At 43.1% G+C, this 18,263-nt stretch carries 10 protein-coding genes; 4 read left to right on the plus strand and 6 right to left on the minus strand.

The window, feature by feature from the left end; all coding sequences use genetic code 11:
- Nucleotides 1–54: 54 nt before the first annotated feature.
- A complete protein-coding gene (locus ACP7AA_RS07150) occupies nt 55–3,123 on the plus strand; it encodes a DEAD/DEAH box helicase (protein ID WP_426223083.1) in 3,069 nt (1,022 codons plus the stop codon).
- Nucleotides 3,124–3,288: 165 nt separating this feature from the next.
- On the opposite strand, the gene purL is transcribed toward ACP7AA_RS07150, so the two are convergent.
- The gene (purL, locus tag ACP7AA_RS07155; RefSeq protein ID WP_426223084.1) at nt 3,289–7,314 is read right to left on the minus strand and encodes a phosphoribosylformylglycinamidine synthase; all 4,026 of its coding nucleotides are present in this window, start codon (nt 7,312–7,314) and stop codon (nt 3,289–3,291) included.
- A gap of 562 nt (nt 7,315–7,876) precedes the next feature.
- On the opposite strand from purL, the gene ACP7AA_RS07160 reads away from it, so the two are divergent.
- Nucleotides 7,877–8,371, plus strand: a complete 495-nt coding sequence (locus ACP7AA_RS07160) for a pyridoxamine 5'-phosphate oxidase family protein (protein WP_201629190.1) — start codon at nt 7,877–7,879, stop codon at nt 8,369–8,371.
- 111 nt (nt 8,372–8,482) lie between these two features.
- Here the strand turns inward: ACP7AA_RS07160 and pgsA are convergent, their stop codons facing one another.
- The 4 genes from pgsA to acs all read right to left on the minus strand — a co-directional run bounded on the left by pgsA (nt 8,483) and on the right by acs (nt 13,834).
- A complete protein-coding gene (gene pgsA, locus ACP7AA_RS07165) occupies nt 8,483–9,169 on the minus strand; it encodes a CDP-diacylglycerol--glycerol-3-phosphate 3-phosphatidyltransferase (RefSeq protein WP_183619641.1) in 687 nt (228 codons plus the stop codon).
- A gap of 546 nt (nt 9,170–9,715) precedes the next feature.
- Nucleotides 9,716–10,147, minus strand: coding sequence for an MgtC/SapB family protein (locus ACP7AA_RS07170; RefSeq protein WP_183619640.1), 432 nt, complete (start codon nt 10,145–10,147; stop codon nt 9,716–9,718).
- Between the two features lie 38 nt (nt 10,148–10,185).
- Entirely contained in the window at nt 10,186–11,433 is a 1,248-nt protein-coding gene (locus ACP7AA_RS07175) for an NAD(P)/FAD-dependent oxidoreductase (RefSeq protein WP_426223085.1), read from the minus strand.
- 439 nt (nt 11,434–11,872) lie between these two features.
- The gene (gene acs / locus ACP7AA_RS07180) at nt 11,873–13,834 is read right to left on the minus strand and encodes an acetate--CoA ligase (protein ID WP_426223086.1); all 1,962 of its coding nucleotides are present in this window, start codon (nt 13,832–13,834) and stop codon (nt 11,873–11,875) included.
- 549 nt (nt 13,835–14,383) lie between these two features.
- Between acs and ACP7AA_RS07185 the strand changes: the two genes are divergently transcribed.
- Nucleotides 14,384–15,685, plus strand: a complete 1,302-nt coding sequence (locus ACP7AA_RS07185) for an NAD(P)/FAD-dependent oxidoreductase (protein ID WP_426223087.1) — start codon at nt 14,384–14,386, stop codon at nt 15,683–15,685.
- 299 nt (nt 15,686–15,984) lie between these two features.
- Nucleotides 15,985–16,968: a pirin family protein gene (locus ACP7AA_RS07190; protein WP_426223088.1), complete on the plus strand. Its 984-nt coding sequence runs from the start codon at nt 15,985–15,987 to the stop codon at nt 16,966–16,968.
- 115 nt (nt 16,969–17,083) lie between these two features.
- Here the strand turns inward: ACP7AA_RS07190 and ACP7AA_RS07195 are convergent, their stop codons facing one another.
- Nucleotides 17,084–18,187: an alkene reductase gene (locus ACP7AA_RS07195; RefSeq protein WP_426223089.1), complete on the minus strand. Its 1,104-nt coding sequence runs from the start codon at nt 18,185–18,187 to the stop codon at nt 17,084–17,086.
- Nucleotides 18,188–18,263: the final 76 nt, after the last annotated feature.

The raw sequence follows: 18,263 nt of genomic DNA on the forward strand, positions 1-18,263 counted from the left end.
ACAAATAAAAATCTCGAATAATGTAGGTAATCTCATTGGTTTAAAAGGGCTACTATGAATATAAGTGAAGAAGTTATTTCAAGGTTGAGAGATTGTCAAAAGAAAAGCATAGAAACTGTATCAACATATCTTAACTCACGGAGTAAGAAGTCTTGTCTAATCAGCTTACCAACTGGAGCCGGTAAAAGTGGCGTTATTTGTATAACTAGCCATAGCTTTAAATCTAAACGAGTATTAGTTCTTACTCACAGAAGAGCTGTTTGCGACCAGCTGGCAAAACAACTAAAAGGTGATTTTTATAAAAAAATTCTAGATGACCTAGCTGATATACCAAACCTTAAATCTGTATTCAAAAATATCAATAGCTTCGAAAAGGAAGGTATTTACTGTACTACAGTCCAAATGATTACAGCACTTTCTGAATCGGAGTTAGACTCTATAAAAGATAAGATTGATTTAGTAATATTCGATGAAGGGCATGCTGAGCCAGCTTCGAAATGGAGCAAAGCTGTTAGAAAGTTTAAATGTAAAAAGTTAATTATTACAGCTACACCCTATAGAAACGATTTATTTAGCTTCGATATTGATGTAAAACACCATTATATATATACGTTTAAAAAGGCGGTTGAGAATCACGATATTGTAGATCCAAACTTTGAAGTAGTTAATAAAGATAGGTTAATTGAAAGAATTAAAGAGATAAAAAGCTCACAACCAGAGTCAGTATGCATAGTCAAATGTAAAGAGTTTTCAGATGTCGAACTGTATTTAGAATTGTTAAAAACCGAATTCAATACTGTAGCAATCCATGATAGTTATGCAAAGTCAGATGATAAAAACACATTACAGAATGTTCCTGCAAATATCCATGAAAAAGACTACGAAGTAATAATTCATCAAAGGAAATTAGATGAAGGCGTTGATTTACCTCAGGCTAAAATACTTATCCTCACTTATCCTGTAGCTAGCGGTAGAGAATTAGTTCAAACAGTGGGTAGAGTGGTAAGAAAGTACAAACAATACCAACCTTATGTTATAGGACTGGATAATAACAATAATCTCGATTTATGGAGTAATTTTAAAGTATTTGACGAAGATTTATCTAATGAAAAAACTGCTAGGAAGTTTATTAAAACTCTAGATACGGCTATTCTAATTGAGAGCTATATCGATGAGTTTCCTGAACATAGTTATTATAACTCTGGCTTCAAGAAAAAATTTGATTTTAAAGGATTTAATCCTATTGAATCTCTTGAAATCCCGTTGGCATCAGTTTGCTTTTACAAGAAAAATCCAGATTTTAATTTAGCTGATTGTTTGGATAAATTATATTGGGAATTTAACCGTCAAGGTGCTCTATCAAAATATGACGCTGAACTTGGTGTAGTAACCTCAATAGTCTTTAATAACTCAAGGTTTCTAAAAGATAGCCTATTTTTTGAACCATCATTAGAAATAATGGTCGTAAAAGAACTAGATCAAAAATATATAGCTATTTTCGACAGCCAAGGAAGGAAATTTAGTGATGATGATGAGTTAGGCATTGGAAGAGCAGTAGACATGGATACACTATTTAAAGTGATTTCCGAAACTAACAATACAACTCATACGAAGCAAGCAAATACTAGAGCCTTACAGAAAAGTGAGCATCGACCTGAAGGCATTTCGTACATAGGCAATTTAGAGGCTATCAACCATCCTGCAACTAATTCAAATTATGCAATTACAACTGGAGTATTTAATAGTATTAATACCGTAAAAAATACGATTGATAATTCATTTTATTTAGGTGTGGGGTCTGGAAGAGTTTCTGATCAAAAAAAACGTAGATTTAGCTATCATGAGTTTATGGCTTGGCTAGATGAAATATCTGATAAATTTAAAATGGATAGTGCATTACAAAGTAATTTCGTAAGCTCCTTTGCTAAGCCTGCTGACTCTGCCCCATTAGGAAATCCTTCAGCTTGTATCTTAGATTTCACAATCTTTGATGATTTATCTTTTTATTATAAAAATATAGAACATACTCTCACTAATGATTATATCTATAAAATTTATGACCAAGGTTTTTGTCTTTTAGATGTTTGCGACTTAAGCCCCGTACTTAATTACTCAACTAAAATATTACCTTCGGCAATTTTTACTCTTTGTATGGATAAATCTCATGCTGAACGAGCTAAAATCCAACTTTCCTTTGATGATAAAAATAAACTCTGTATGGATATTAGTGATGAGTTAAGTTTTTATAATAATAATGAATTATTAGAAGATGAAGAAATATTTAATGAAGATACTATTAAACTCTTATATAACAACGGTATAACTTTCTTAAGAGGGGAGTTTTTTGAACAGCGATTGCCTACCGAGAATGGATGGTTCAATAAAAACTTAATGTCAAAGATAATACCGTTAAACTGTCTTTTGAAGGACGAATTGTCAGAAAAAGATGAGGCAAATACCACTAAAGATAATTTTGGAGACAACTCAATATTTCATGAAATTGATAAACTATCAAACGTAAAAAACGATGATCCTAATTTATCAGTTTTGGGTAGTTTTTATCAGTACTTACCGAATGTAGACCTTATCTTATGTACAGACTTAGGTACAGAACCTGCAGACTTTATATTATCCTCACCAGATAAGTTAGTTATGGCTCATGTAAAATGTGGAGGTTCTGAAAAAAAACCTCAATCATCCGCTGGAGCAATAGCTGAAGTAGGAAGTCAGGCAACTAAGAATATTGAGGCTTTGGTAGGACAAAAGTTTGAGGAATACTATAATCAGACCCACTTAAATAATCCATGGAAGGTCGGCAATAATATTGCTTTAAATAGTCGTATTAGACTTTATAATGAAGAATACGATCCAAACACTAACGGAACATCTGACGAGCTACAACAGGTTTTAGAGAAAATAAGAAATCGACGTAATGATATTTTAGTACAAAAAGAGATGTGGATTATAGTAGGTAATGGTTTTTCGGCGAATCATTTCAAAAGTGGTATGGAAAACATCTCTAGCGCCAAAGGTACAAGTAAGCAAGCCTATCAACTTATCGATACATGGCTAACTCAGCTCTCAAATTATGAAGTAGACTTAAAGCTATTTGTATCTCCTTAGACTTTAATCACAATGGTTATCTTTAAGTGTAGTTTAGCCCAGACTGGCAGATACAAGCGGAAGGCGGGAAATAGCACCCCTACTTCTCAAAAACCCAAACCCCAAACACAAAAAAGGTGAGCCTAAGCCCACCTTTTTTATTATCTAAGATTGATTCAAATTATCCTAACGCAACCAAGCGCGAGCGTTACGGAACATACGCATCCACGCGCCGTCCTCGTCCCACTCTTCTGGCTTCCAGCTATGATTGTAGGCACGTAGCGTACGCTCAGGGTGCGGCATCATGATGGTGACGCGACCGTCGGTGCTACACAGACCTGTGACACCGCCGAGCGAACCGTTTGGATTGAGCGGATAGGTCTCGGTTGGATGACCTTGGCTGTCAACAAAACGCATGGCGAGCTGACCGTGTTTTGCCATACCGTCGATCTCAGTATTGTCCAACGTGGCATAGCCTTCACCGTGCGCGACAGCGATTGGTAAGATACTGTCTTGCATACCTTTGAACAGGATAGACTTGGTACGCTCGACTTTTACGTTGACCGTACGCGCTTCAAAGCGGGCTGATTTATTGGCAATAAATCTTGGAAAGTTTTCCGCACCTGGGATGAGATCTTTCAATTGCGCCATCATCTGACAACCGTTACAGACACCAAGTGAGAAGGTATCAGGACGGGCAAAGAAGCGCACAAATTGCATGCGCAATTCGTCATGGAACAAAATAGAATTCGCCCAGCCCGAGCCTGCGCCGAGTACATCACCGTAACTAAAGCCACCACAAGCGACTAAACCGTCGAAGTCACGTAGATTAATGCGACCTTCTAGCAGGTCGCTCATGTGCACATCGACCGCTTCAAAGCCGGCTTGGGTAAAGCCTGCTGCCATTTCTGTCTGACCATTGACGCCTTGCTCACGCAATATAGCGACTCTTGGCTTAGTTTCGCGGCTGTTTAAGTACGGTTCTTCAACCTTTTGATTGAGGTCAAAGTTTGGCGCTGCGATAAGACCTTTATGGCTAGCATCGCTAATCAAGTCATACTCTTGCTGTACGCAAGCTGGATTATCACGGCGGCGGGCGATTTGATAGCTGACCTGACTCCATTCTTGTTGTAGCTCAGAACGCTTAAAGCGTAAGGTATCATCACCCATGAGTGTTGGCGTTTGGATTAGTAGGCTATCTTCTTCTGAGCTTTGACCGACGAGGCTCATCATTTCGCTCACGTTAAATTCTTCTGCCAATTGCATTAAAGCGGCAACGTTTTCTGGTAAGACTTGAATCACTGCGCCTAGCTCTTCACTGAACAGCTGACCGAGCAAGTTATCATCAGTCAATGACAGCTTGATACCTTGGCGGCTGGTGAACTGCATCTCTGCGATGGTCGCAAGCAAACCACCATCACCGATATCGTGATAAGCGCTGATGACGCCTTGCGCGTTACCCGCTTGGATAAAGTTAAAGAAGTCGACCAAGTCACTTGGCTGCGCTAAATCTGGGCAGTCATTACCTAATTGGCTAAGCGTTTGCGCCAGGATTGAACCGCCTAGACGCAATTGACCTTTTGATAAATCAATACGATAAAAGGCGCTATCACCATTGATTAGCTCTGGCGTTAGGGTTTTTGCCACGTCAATAACAGGCGCAAAAGCCGTAATAACCAAGCTCATTGGCGAAACGACTGATTTGTCTTGGCTACCGTTATCGTCTTCATCTGTCCAATTAGCACGCATCGATAGCGAATCTTTACCAACGGGGATAGCGATACCAAGCGCAGGACATAGCTCTTCACCAACGGTATGGACGGCGTCAAATAATGCAGCGTCTTCTACGTCTTCGCCACAAGCTGCCATCCAGTTCGCTGACATAGTAATGTCAGATAGCTGAGTAATGCGCGCGCCTGCGATATTGGTAATCGCCTCACCAACAGCCAAGCGTGCAGACGCTTTTGGATTAATCAAAGCAACAGGCGTACGTTCACCAACACTCATCGCTTCACCGCTCATTGGCTGACCATCTAACGCAATCAAGCCTGAAGCCGTCACGGCGCAATCTGCTACGGGCACTTGATAGCGACCTACATACTGATCGCGAACGACCATGCCTGTGATAGAGCGGTCACCAATGCTAATGAGGAATGACTTGCTAGCGACGGTTGGATGACGCAATACATCGGTAATAGACTCAGCTAGATTGACGTCGCCAAGCTCTAATGCTGGTAAAGTAGTTTCTTGACGCTCAAAGCTACGCTGCATTTGCGGTGTACCACCAAGCAATACTTGCATTGGCATATCGACTGGCTGCTCAGGGAGCAATTCATCATTAACGACAAGCTGACGGATTTCCGTGGCTTCACCCAAGATGGCATACGGGCAGCGCTCACGGGCACAGATGGCATCGAATTGCTCTTTGCTCTCAGGGCGAATCGCGAGGACATAACGCTCTTGTGCTTCGTTTGACCAAATCGCCATTGGTGACATACCAGCTTCTAGCGACGGAATTTTACGTAGATTGAGCACCGCGCCCATCTCATGGTCATTGACCAGTTCTGGCATGGCATTTGATAGACCGCCTGCACCAACATCATGTAGCGAAACGATTGGGTTGCCATCTTTACTGTTGTTGCTTGCGTCAATATCGTTCCCAGACTGTCCATTACCAGCTAAGGCCCAGCAGCGATCGATAACTTCTTGACAGCGACGCTCCATCTCAGCGTTATCACGCTGTACAGAAGCAAAGTCCAAGCCTTCATCTAATGAACCACTATCGACCGAAGATGCTGCACCGCCACCAAGACCAATTTGCATCGCAGGGCCACCAAGGACGATTAATAAATCACCTTGTTGAATGGCATTTTTTTCAATCAGATTACGTTTGATATTGCCGTAACCACCTGCCAGCATGATTGGCTTATGATAGCCGCGCATTTGGCTACCGTCTTTTGCCGCTGAGGTGTCCAATTGGAAGCTACGGAAATAACCGCATAAGTTTGGACGACCAAATTCGTTAGAGAAATTGGCTGAGCCTAATGGGGCTTCGGTCATAATTTCAAGACTGGTTGCCATACGATCCGGCGTACCATAATCCTGCGTACTTAATTGACCTGACTGCTCCCATTTTTCTGCAAGCTCTGGGATATGTAAATGTGACACATGAAAGCCCGTTAAACCGGCTTTGGGCTTACCGCCACGACCCGTTGCGCCTTCATCACGAATCTCACCGCCCGCGCCCGTCGCTGCACCGGCATAAGGGGCAATCGCCGTTGGATGGTTATGGGTTTCGACTTTCATTAAGATGTCGATTTCTTCTTGATGGAAATCGTAAGGATGCGCTGAATTGGCATCCATTGCATCAGTAGGAATTGGGTAGAAGCGCATACCCTCAGAACCTGCCATTACCGCAGCATTGTCTTTATAAGCAGACAAAATGCCTTGTGGATTGGCTTTATAAGTATTCTTAATCATTTGGAACAGTGACTTTGGCTGTACCGCGCCATCAACTGTCCATTCGGCATTGAAAATCTTATGACGGCAATGCTCTGAGTTTGCTTGGGCAAACATCATGAGCTCAACGTCGGTTGGATTGCGCTTTAGCTCATTGACATACGCATTCATCAAGTAATCAATATCTTCGCTCGATAGCGCAAAGCCAAATTCTGTATTGGCTGCTTCAAGCGCCGACTGACCTTGTCCAATCACATCGATATGATTAAGCGATGCCGGCTTTTCATCGCCAAACAATTTATTCACATCGTTTAAATCATAGACCAAGCTTTGGGTCATGCGGTCAAACAATAATTGCTCAGCGGCTTTAGGTAGCGTTGCACCCATTTCGCCGTCTGCTTTTCCATCAATGGTTAGCGTATAAACAATGACGCGCTCAACACGGTTAATCTCAATATCACAGTTATTAAAAATATCGGTCGCTTTACTTGCCCACGGCGATATGGTGCCAAAACGCGGGCCTACGATGACTTGTAATTGGTTGTTTTGTGGAGCGGCAAGTTGGGTGTCTGCCTTAACCCCAAATAGGTCCAGCGCTTTTTTCTGCTCATCACCTTCAAGCGTCCGTGATAGCACATAAACTTGCTGAGTATGGATGTGGCTGACATTTAGCTCGGTTTTTTGCTGAAACTGACTGATGAGTTGCTGCGTCTGAAAATCGGTAAGAAACGGTTGTCCGGCGATGGTCATCATAAAGGCATAATCCGTAAGATCAAGGCATCTCTGCCATGCAAAGTAAATGGTCTGCGTATTATAACAAGAAGCCCCGTAATAAGCAGGCCAAAACCGAGATAAATTGCTGAAAAGCTCAGTGAGTAAGTAAGCTAGCAAGTCAGTTATCGAACTAACAACAGCTATAGATAGCACTTAGCAGATAACTGTTCTGAGTTATTTTTAAACAGCCTTTTCAATTGCTTTATTAACTGCCCTTTTAAACCTCCCTATTAAGCTGCAAATCTTATAAATAATTTTTCTCAACAGAAAGCCTTAATGAATGAAGTCTGGCGTCACAATTTTTACCCAATGCTTATAGTCCTTACAAACACTCACATCGCATTACTGGCAGCCTATATAAATCTCCTAGCGGTAATCGTTATCCTAGATGGCAGTTGCTGGCGAGTTAAGCGCTTATCTATTTGCTTATCTAGCTAAAGCTTGACCATTTAAACTAAAGATTCAATGAAACAAAAACGTAATCAATAACAATAATCCATTAACGAAAAATCAATCACTATAATGAAAAAGGATAATCACCATGAGTAACCAAGAGCATATCGCTAAAATTCAAGACGTTATTAAAGATGTGAAGTTCGCCATGATGAGTACCACCAATAAAAAAGGCGATATCCATGCTTGGCCGATGACCACTAATGAGGTCAATCTCGATAAGAAAGAAATTTGGTTTATCGGCGATAAATCCTCAGACGTCGTCAAAGACATTCAGGATGATGCAAGAATCGGTCTGACTTATGCCACCCAAGATGAAAAGAACTTCGTTTCTATTAGTGCTAACGCTGAATTGCCGACAGACAAAGCTAAATTAGATGAGCTTTGGTCGCCGGTTTATAATGCTTTCTTTGAGCATGGTAAAGAAGATGAAAACGTACAATTGATTAAAGTCGTGCCTCATGGTGCAGAATGCTGGCTTAGCGGCAGTACCGTCGTGAATATGTTTAAGATGGCAGCCGCAGCGGTACAAGATGGCAAAACTGCTGAAGATATGGGTGAAACCTTTTCAGTTTCTTTATAAACTATCGCTATAAACCATCGCTAAAATATGGGACGTCTCTAATCCCCATTAAAAAAACGCCAGTCGTATAATGCGACTGGCGTTTTTTATTATGCTTATTTTTAATCTATATTAACCGCTTTGTTTTAAATAAGGCCACGCGGCTTTTAGATAAATGAGCATCGACCATAAGGTTAAAATCACTGCAGCAACCATTAATACATAACCTATCATCTCAAGCGATTGCCAGTTTAATAATAAAACGGTGATGGCTATCATCTGAAAAGTGGTTTTGAGTTTGCCGACATAAGAGACCGCCACACTGGTGCTCTTACCGAGCTCAGCCATCCATTCACGTAGCGCCGATACGGCGATTTCACGCGAGATAATCACAATCGCGGCAATCGCCATAATGATATTGGGATGCCACTGCACTAAGATAATTAATGCAGCTGCGACCATTAATTTATCGGCAACAGGGTCCAAAAAGCGCCCAAAGGCCGATACTACATTGAGCTTACGAGCAAAATAACCATCAAGCCAATCGGTAATTGCCGCAATAATAAAGACACCGGTCAGCAATAAATGGCGCAGTAAACTGTCGCTAAATTCACTCATGCCGACCCGAGCGATGACGTTATCTGAAATCGCGGGCATTCCAATACCTAGGGCGGGTGGCCAATAGGCAATCGCCACAAAGAGCGGAATCATTAAAATACGCGCAATCGTTAGATTATTGGGCAGATTAAAAATACTTTTGTCATTTTGCGCCGGTAGCGGTTTTTGTTCTGGCGTGTGCAGCTGTGTACTCTCGGTCATGGCAAACCCAGTTGATAGTGAACGATAAGAATGTGGTTAGCTTAGCATTTTTACGGCATGGCGTCATGCCATCTCTATAGGTTGGTTTTGGCTTTGATGCGTTACCCTTTATTTTGACCCATAAACGCTTATAAATAGAGATTTATAAGAGCCTTATTATTTTACTACTTCTTGACAATATAGGCAGGTATAACGCCCTCAAAACGTAATGACATGTAAGCAAACTAGGTAAATCAGCCATTTTCAGTTATCATGGTCAAATAAATACAGTTGTACACTGATAGTTGTAAGCAGATGTAAGAAATTCTTGAAATAGCGGATTCTGACATCATCTTTATATTAACAATAATAAATCTTGATCAATTTATTTGTGACTCGTTTACATCAAAATCGTTAATAGCAAAAGTAACTCGATCGCATGATAAGTTTCCTCAGCCCACGACACCTCCTTCGTGGGCTCTTTTTTTGCCTGCGCTTTAGTATTAATCAATCTTATTATTCCTATAGCCTAATATTACTATCTTGACTGTTAAATACTGTCAAGCATTAAAGCTTATGTTTAGACTTAAATGGCTCTGAGAACTGCAAAATTAAAAAGCCCACAAAAGATAAAATAATGGCAATCTCATAGCGACCGTAGGCGACCGAGATACCTATAGCGCCCGTATTCCAAAGACTGGCTGCCGTCGCCGTGCCTTTTGAGCCTTCTTCGTTTTTAAAAATCGCCCCACCACCGATAAAACCCATACCTGTGATAATGGCGTACATGATTCTCGCCTCCCCAGCTGAATCATAAATATCCATGCCTACGAGCATAAAAGCACAGGAAGCAATCGTTACGAGCGGAAAGGTTCTAAGCCCTGCGCCGTTGTCTTTCATTTCACGGTTTAAGGCAATCGGTAAGGAGAGAATAAAGGCTATACCCAATTGAAAAAAATGATATTGCATCAGCTCTATATCGATATCAAATCCAAACATGGCGTCCTACCTCCTTTTATTTAGTTCGCACAGATGACTTAACCCGCACTAATTAATGAGTGCGCGCAAATCCTTGCCACTGTTTGTGTTGCCATCTGATAACAGCTTTCGATATTGCCCTGCCCGCACCAGTCGCCGCTGACAATCCACTGCTGCTCGTTATCAACCAATATGCCTACTGCTTCTTTATTAGCATCTGTATTATTAGAGTCTGTATTAGAAACCTTGACGGTCGCCGCATAACGCCAGCGATGACAGTCAATTTGGCTCGGTGTACTGTCTGCATTCCAACCTAAAGCTTGCTTGGCGGCGGCTAATAACTGCGTTTTTATGGTATCAATATCGGCATCAACGTGCTGCTCTGACCAGTCGTTGCGCGCATGAATAGTAATACTGGGTAATAGCTCATTATGCGCAGGCTTTTGCTGCTCGATAAAGATTCTATCAAGTATAGAATCCTGCACATACGCCACATCCCATACCATTTCCTGATGCTTTAATGATTCAGGTAATGGCTGCTTATCATCCCAGCCAAGCATCAAGGTATAGCAGGCTTGCATTTGTGGCTCAGTGATTTTTGCTAATTCAGAAAAACCAGTATTTGCCATCAGTTCTACAGCTTGAGCATTTGGCGCGGTACAAATGACCCAATCAAAACTGCCAAGACTATTGTCATTTTCATCAAACAGTTCAGTTTTCTGACTGGTTTTTTTGCTGACTTTATTAGCGAGAGTTTGATTATGTTCTGCCAAAGGTGCCACGCGGGTTTTAAATTCTATGGTCGTATACTGTAACTCATCGGCTAATGCTCGCCCCCAACTGGTCATTTTTGGTGTGCTGATATAGCGCGCCTGAACCCTACTCCATTGCTCTTTAGCTTGAATATCAGCTGTCTGATTATTCGCATCTATTGGCGTTAACCTCACTACTTGCGCGCACCAAGGCTGTAGCAAAGCTGTCTGTATCCAAGGCTTAATAAACTGCTGAAAGCTTGTACTCTTGGCGGTAAAAAACTGCGCACCAAATGCCCATTGCCAGTTTTTATTAGTGTGGCTATCGGTGCGATAACGAGTAGCCAAACGACCGACGCTGCGCGATTTTTCGAAAATAGTAATTTCTGGTATTAAGGCTCTATCATTAATTTTCTGGTCATTAATTTGCTGGTCATTCATTTGGCTAAAAGCACGCTCTAATAAGGTTGCGGTAAATAAGCCCGTTAAGCCGCCACCAATAATGGCAATTTTTGGCGATGATGTCTGAGCAAGCGGCAAAGAAGAGTCAGGCATAATGACAGTAAACCTTATAAAGTAGGGAGCAAAATATAGTAGATTCAATGTAAAAAAACACCGTACTGCTGGGATGAATTTTTCGAAGCCTCTGGAGTGCGAAGCACACAGCAAGCGAGGAAAATTTATACCAGCAGAAGATTGTTTTGAACGTGGCTCTTTTATCTTGAACTGACTATAGAAACCATAGAAGCTAGAGCCATAAAACAGCGCAGCTATATTAAATATATTGAACCTTTAAAGCCGGTCAATATCAATAACGTCTACGTAAAAGAGCCATGCTATTTTTGCTAACATGGCTCTTTATTGTTTTACTTACACTTATAATAATTTATTTATAAGCCTAATTATTGGCTATTGGCGCTAAAAAATCACTTTTGACGATTTTATCTATCGATAATTATTCGATACCTATTAGATAGCTATCTAATAGCTACTATCAGTCTCCGCGTTCAGCTTTCACCACATCAACTAGCTCATTGATAACGGCGCTATCGGCAAGGGTCGATAAATCACCCAGTCCAACATATTGCCCTGCTGCAAGATTGCGCAAGATACGGCGCATGATTTTCCCAGAGCGCGTCTTGGGTAGCACATTGACCATATAGATAGCATCTAAATTGGCAATCGGACCAATCTCCATACGCACATGGCGGTTAAGCTCTGATTTTAGGGATTCGGTGGCAGTTTCGCCCGATTTTAGGATAATAAAGGCGCAAATACCCATACCGCGAATGTCGTGCGGCATACCAACGATAGCCGCCTCAGCGGTCGCCGGATGCGCCACTACCGCGCTCTCAATCTCTGCAGTGCCCAATCGATGTCCTGAGACATTGAGCACGTCATCTACCCGTCCGGTAATCCAATAGTGCCCGTCTTCGTCACGCTGCGCGCCATCACCCGTAAAGTAGTAGCCCGGATATTCTGTAAAATAGGTTTTTAAAAAGCGCTCATGATCATTATAAATGGTACGCATCTGCCCCGGCCAACCGCCGCTAATCGCAAGATTGCCTTCCGCCGAACCTTCAAGTATCTCGCCATCACCGTCAACGACGACGGGTACAATACCGTACAAGGGATTCATCGCCGCACCCGGTTTCATATCTACCGTGCCCGGTATCGGCGCCAGTAAAATACCGCCGGTTTCCGTCTGCCACCAAGTATCAACAATCGGACATTTACCGCCGCCGACGACATGATAATACCAATCCCACGCTTCCGGATTAATCGGCTCACCAACGGTGCCGAGCAAGCGCAAACTTGAACGATTCGACTCACGGACAAAGGTGTCGCCTTCTTTCATCATGGCGCGAATCGCCGTCGGTGCCGTGTACAAGACTGTGACTTGGTGTTTATCAATAATATGACCGATACGCGCCCACGTTGGATATTCTGGTACGCCTTCAAACATAACGGTCGTCGTGCCATTGGCAAGCGGCGCGTAAGTGGCATAGGTATGACCCGTCACCCAGCCGACATCCGCCGTACACCAGTAGACATCGTCTTCTTTAATATCAAACACATCACGGAAGGTAGAAAGCGCATAAGTGATATAACCACCGGTGGTATGCAACACGCCTTTGGGCTTGCCCGTTGAGCCTGAGGTATATAATAAAAACAGTGGGTCTTCGGCATTCATCACTTCAGGTTCGCAATGCTTTGATTCACCATCGACCAAACTGTGATACCAAACATCGCGGCGACCACTCATTGGGACAGAATTACCCGTACGATGCACGACAATGACGTTGGTCACACTATCGGTGCCATCCATATCCAAAGCGCGGTCGACACTGGCTTTGAGCGGCGTGCGCTTATTACCACGGATACCTTCGTCAGCGGTAATGACCAGTTTAGATTGACTGTCAATAATACGGTTGCCCAAACTTTCAGCAGAAAAACCACCGAACACCACCGAATGCACCGCCCCAATACGCGTACACGCCAGCATTGCCACCATCGCTTCTGGTATCATAGGCATATATAAAGTGACGCGATCGCCCTTTTTCACCCCAAGTTTGCGCATGGCATTGCCTAGGCGACAAACCGCTTCATGCAGCTCTTTAAATGAGATGATTTTATGCAGTGACGGATGGTCACCTTCCCAAATAATCGCCGGTTTATAGGGATTGTTTTTAACATGGCGGTCAAGGCAGTTGACTGAAATATTAAGCTCACCATCTTCATACCATTTAATATGAAAATCTTCTAAGTCATAATTAACATTGCTAATTTTGGTGGGTTTTTTTATCCAATCAATCAGCTCGGCGCGCTTCGCCCAAAAGGCATCGTTTGCCTCAGGTGAGGCAATGGATTGTTGGTATTCTTTAGTGTATTGTTCGGCGGTGGTATTGGCAGCGGCGACAAATTCAGCCGTGATAGGAAATGATTTCTGAGTCATCGTAGTCATCCTTTTCTAATTATTATGACCTATAGCGGCTTTCATGAAGCGATTGACGTCGAACGCCAGTCATCAAACAACAATCGCTGCTACAGGTGATAAGCGTCATCTTCCATAATGTGACACCTAAGGATAGTTTGACAAATAAGCACGAGGGTTGCAAGACATCAACCGTGAATCACAACAATTCCGCTGCACAGCTGTATACTTGATAAGGCCACGCTTATTTCGTCTTTTGCTTAATTATTCAATAATATTCTCCATACCTGCCTATTTAGAATCTTTGGCAGTTTTAGGTGCATAGAGAATCTCTCATCGCCTTATTTAATCCTTGTAAGCTGAAAGAAAACATGGACAATGGCTAGCCTAAAGATAGGCTTCAAAATAGCGGCAAGCTATAGTCAATAGCCTGCTATTTCTTTGCCTCAAAACCTACTATTTGTTTTACTGCTAATTTTATTGTTAATGTTATAGCTACTTTTATTACTGCCTTTATAGCTACCTTTTATTTTAACCTTTATAACCTCTCGCTTTTTGGAACATATCGTCATGGAAAATACCTGCAATGCACCATCACACAATCACTATGATGTCATCGTCATCGGCGCTGGTGCGTCAGGGTTATATTGTGCGCTCACCGCTGGTCGCCGTGGTCGCCGCGTCTTGGTGCTCGACCATGCCAATAAAGCCGGTAAAAAAATCCTCATGTCAGGTGGCGGACGCTGCAACTTTACCAATTACTTCGTCGAGCCTGAGCATTTTATCGGTAGCAATGCGCATTTTTGTAAATCAGCACTGAGCCGTTATCCGAGTTGGGAATTCATCGGCATGGTTGAGCAGCATAAAATCCCTTACCATGAGCGCGAGCACGGGCAGCTATTTTGTGATGATTCGGCGCAAGATATTTTAACCATGCTCCTTGATGAATGCGCCGCTGTGGGCGTGCAAGTCAGACTCAATACCCAAGTCGAACAAGTAAACACTCACGAGAGTCATCAAAAATCTCGCTTTGAATTAATTACTAGCAAACAGCTGAGTAAAAAAGAGAAGCAAGAGAGAAAAGACAGCGGCAATCAAAGCAAGCTGCCGCAAACCAGCTATCGCTGCGAGTCGCTCGTGGTAGCGACGGGCGGCTTATCGATTCCGACACTCGGCGCGAGCGGATTTGGTTACGAGCTTGCGCAGCAGTTTGGACATACGCTGGTAGCAACCGATGCCAGCCTTGTACCTTTTACCTTTACCGATAAAACCGGTGAGCTGATTCGCACGCTTGCCGGTATCAGTCTGCCGGTGATTGCCAGTAATGAGCGCATCTCCTTTAAGCTGCCGCTGCTTTTTACCCATCGCGGACTGTCTGGCCCGGCTATGCTGCAACTGTCCAACTATTGGCATCTTGGCGAAACCATCAGCATCAATTTGCTGCCTGATATAGATATGACGGCGCTTTTTCTTGCCCATAAAAAATCTCATCCACGCCAGCTTATCCGGACAGTTTTGGCAGACAATACCGACAATGCTTTGCCGAAAAAACTGCTGGCAGCGCTACAAACGCATTTGTGGGACGATATCAAAGATACCGAGCTTGCCAATATTAAAGATGAGCGCTTGATAGAGCTTGGGGCAACGCTGAACGGCTGGCAGCTAAAACCGTCTGGTACCGAAGGCTATCGAACCGCTGAAGTCACGCGCGGCGGTATCACAACCGATGAAGTTTCGTCAAAGACCATGCAAAGCAAACATCAAGACGGGCTATATTTTATCGGTGAAGTGCTCGACGTCACCGGTTGGCTTGGTGGCTATAACTTTCAATGGGCATGGGCCAGCGGTTTTGTTTGCGGTGAAGTGGTTTGATATTAAGGCATAACTTTAATTTAAACGCTAGCTATTCAAATTCTAGCTATTCAAACACCAGTTATCTAAACGCAGGTTATCCAAATGGGATAGAAACCACTAAACGCTTGATAACTGTGAATATAATCATTATATAGACTCATATAAATTTAGAATTACTTAATAGTTAGCAGATTATTATTGAAGCATTATTATTTAATCATGAGCATTTAAATAACTCGTGTTAGATAATTGTGGCTAAAGAATAGCTGTTAACTAGATGGGTATCTATTAATACGCTTAGGCTTACGAGGTGTTCAATGCGTTCCATCAAACATATTCATGGCGATAAAGAGCCGCATTGGGTCGGCGACGGTTTTTATGTCAAAACCTTGTTCAATCACCTAGATGACGATCCTGATTTTAATTATCGTCATACCGACCCGTTTTTATTATTAGATTATGGTCAGCCGACCAACTTTGCCCCAAATCCAAACTATAAGACGCAGCCGCACGGCGTCGGGCAGCATCCGCATAAAGGTTTTGAGACGGTAACGCTTGCCTACGCCGGCGAGATTAGTCATGCTGATTCGGCCGGTGGTTATGGCGTCATCCAAGAAGGCGATGTGCAATGGATGACCGCAGGGCGCGGTATTATGCACGAAGAGTTCCACTCGCCAGCCTTTGGTCAGCGTGGCGGTCCTTTTAGCATGGTGCAATTATGGGTCAATTTGCCAAGCGCCCATAAGCTGACTGAGCCCAAATATCAGACGCTGAAACGCGATGACTTACCTATCGTTAATTTAACCGATAATGAAAACGGAAATGAGATAGGTAAAGCAGCGATTATTGCAGGCGAGTGGCAAGATACGACAGGCGCGGCAAGTACCTTTACGCCTATCAATATGTGGGATATTGCATTGCATAGCGCTGGCTCAACGACGCTGCAAGTGCCAAACAGCCATAATGTCATGATATTGGTACAAGAAGGTACGCTACTGATTAATGATACCCCAGTGAGCGCAGGTAGTCTGATTCAGTTTGCCACGCCAAGTGATACTGATCTTGATTCTGATATCAATGCTGCCAATGAACCATCAGCAACGCCGGTAAGCGATAGCATTAAGCTGACATACCCTAAGCTCTCTGATGATGAGCACGCGCCAAGTACGGTTAAGTTATTACTACTAAGTGGTGAGCCTATCGGTGAGCCAGTAGCAGGCTATGGGCCGTTTGTTATGAATACCCAAGCAGAGTTAAAGCAAACGTTTCGTGACTATCAAATGGGTAACTTTGGTAAATAGCCAAATATTACCCATTAAAAAAGCCACCTTGCTGATTATCGCAGGGTGGCTTTTTTATGCATTGTCACTTTATCCTAATCAATAAAGCCCGTTGAATGATTTATCCGATCAACATTTATGCTTGGTTTAAAAATGGATAATCAGTATAGCCTTCCGTACCACCACCATAAAAGGTTTGCGGATGTTGCTCATTAAGCGGCGCACCTTCACGGATACGTTCCGCTAAGTCAGGATTGGCAATATAGTCACGACCAAAAGCAACCGCATCGATATAGCCATCTTTGATGTTCTGCTCTGCTTTTTCAGCGGTATAGCCACCAGCAGCAATAATCATCTGCCCAAAAGCATCACGAACGCGCTGACGGAATTCAGGGCTATAAGGCGTACCACCCGCCCAGTCAGGCTCAGAGAGATGCAGATACATCAAACCGCGCTTATTAATCTGCTCAATTAGCCAGATGTTTTCGTCTTCATTGTAGCCCGCTTCGACATTATTAAACGTACCAAGCGGTGATACGCGAATACCAACATGGTCAGCATCCCACGCAGCGACACAAGCATCGATGACATCAAGGGTCAAACGCGCACGATTCTCGCGGCTACCGCCATATTCATCATCACGCTGGTTGGTTTGCTCAACCCAAAACTGATGCAGTAAATAACCATGCGCGCCATGAATCTCTACGCCATCAAAGCCTGCTTCTTTGGCATTTTTGGTCGCAAGCCCAAAGTCAGCGATAACTTGTTGCACTTCCTCAAGCGTGGCTGGGCGTGGCGGTGTAGCAGCAACGCGAATCGCTTGATTATTACTGTCACGCAATGAGGTACGTACACCAACATCGATATCAGACGCTGAGATAGGTGCTTTGCCATCTGGTTGGACGCTTTCGTGGGCTACCAAACCCGTGTGCCATAACTGGACGACAATTTTGCCGCCTTTAGCATGAACATTATCAACGATGGTTTTCCATGCCGTCGTTTGGTCTTGGGTATGAATACCTGGCGCGCCCGCATAGCCCTTTGCTTGAAAAGATACCTGCGTCGCTTCGGTAATGACCAATCCTGCACCACTACGCTGCGCATAATATTCACTTGCTAACGCCGTAGGAACATCGCCCGGTTCAACCGCACGTAAGCGGGTCAACGGTGCCATGATGATGCGATTTTTTAGAGTTTGAGTGCCCATTTTTACGGGTTCGAATAAGTTATCGTGTGCCATGAGATGCCTTGTTTGTTGTTATAAAAATACGGATTTAACAGTGGTTAAATATTGATAAATAGCGCTTGTCATTGTC

It is taken from the genome of Psychrobacter sp. DWR1-2-3, from assembly GCF_049896465.1.
GTDB classification, from domain to species: domain Bacteria; phylum Pseudomonadota; class Gammaproteobacteria; order Pseudomonadales; family Moraxellaceae; genus Psychrobacter; species Psychrobacter maritimus.

What these genes read in the sequence shown, in the direction of transcription:
- purL (WP_426223084.1), bottom strand. Translation starts at nt 7,314, where the DNA reads ATGATGACCATCGCCGGACAACCGTTTCTTACCGATTTTCAGACGCAG.
- ACP7AA_RS07170 (WP_183619640.1), bottom strand. Translation starts at nt 10,147, where the DNA reads ATGTTTGGATTTGATATCGATATAGAGCTGATGCAATATCATTTTTTT.
- ACP7AA_RS07160 (WP_201629190.1), top strand. Translation starts at nt 7,877, where the DNA reads ATGAGTAACCAAGAGCATATCGCTAAAATTCAAGACGTTATTAAAGAT.
- pgsA (WP_183619641.1), bottom strand. Translation starts at nt 9,169, where the DNA reads ATGACCGAGAGTACACAGCTGCACACGCCAGAACAAAAACCGCTACCG.
- ACP7AA_RS07195 (WP_426223089.1), bottom strand. Translation starts at nt 18,187, where the DNA reads ATGGCACACGATAACTTATTCGAACCCGTAAAAATGGGCACTCAAACT.
- ACP7AA_RS07185 (WP_426223087.1), top strand. Translation starts at nt 14,384, where the DNA reads ATGGAAAATACCTGCAATGCACCATCACACAATCACTATGATGTCATC.
- ACP7AA_RS07175 (WP_426223085.1), bottom strand. Translation starts at nt 11,433, where the DNA reads ATGCCTGACTCTTCTTTGCCGCTTGCTCAGACATCATCGCCAAAAATT.
- ACP7AA_RS07150 (WP_426223083.1), top strand. Translation starts at nt 55, where the DNA reads ATGAATATAAGTGAAGAAGTTATTTCAAGGTTGAGAGATTGTCAAAAG.
- acs (WP_426223086.1), bottom strand. Translation starts at nt 13,834, where the DNA reads ATGACTCAGAAATCATTTCCTATCACGGCTGAATTTGTCGCCGCTGCC.
- ACP7AA_RS07190 (WP_426223088.1), top strand. Translation starts at nt 15,985, where the DNA reads ATGCGTTCCATCAAACATATTCATGGCGATAAAGAGCCGCATTGGGTC.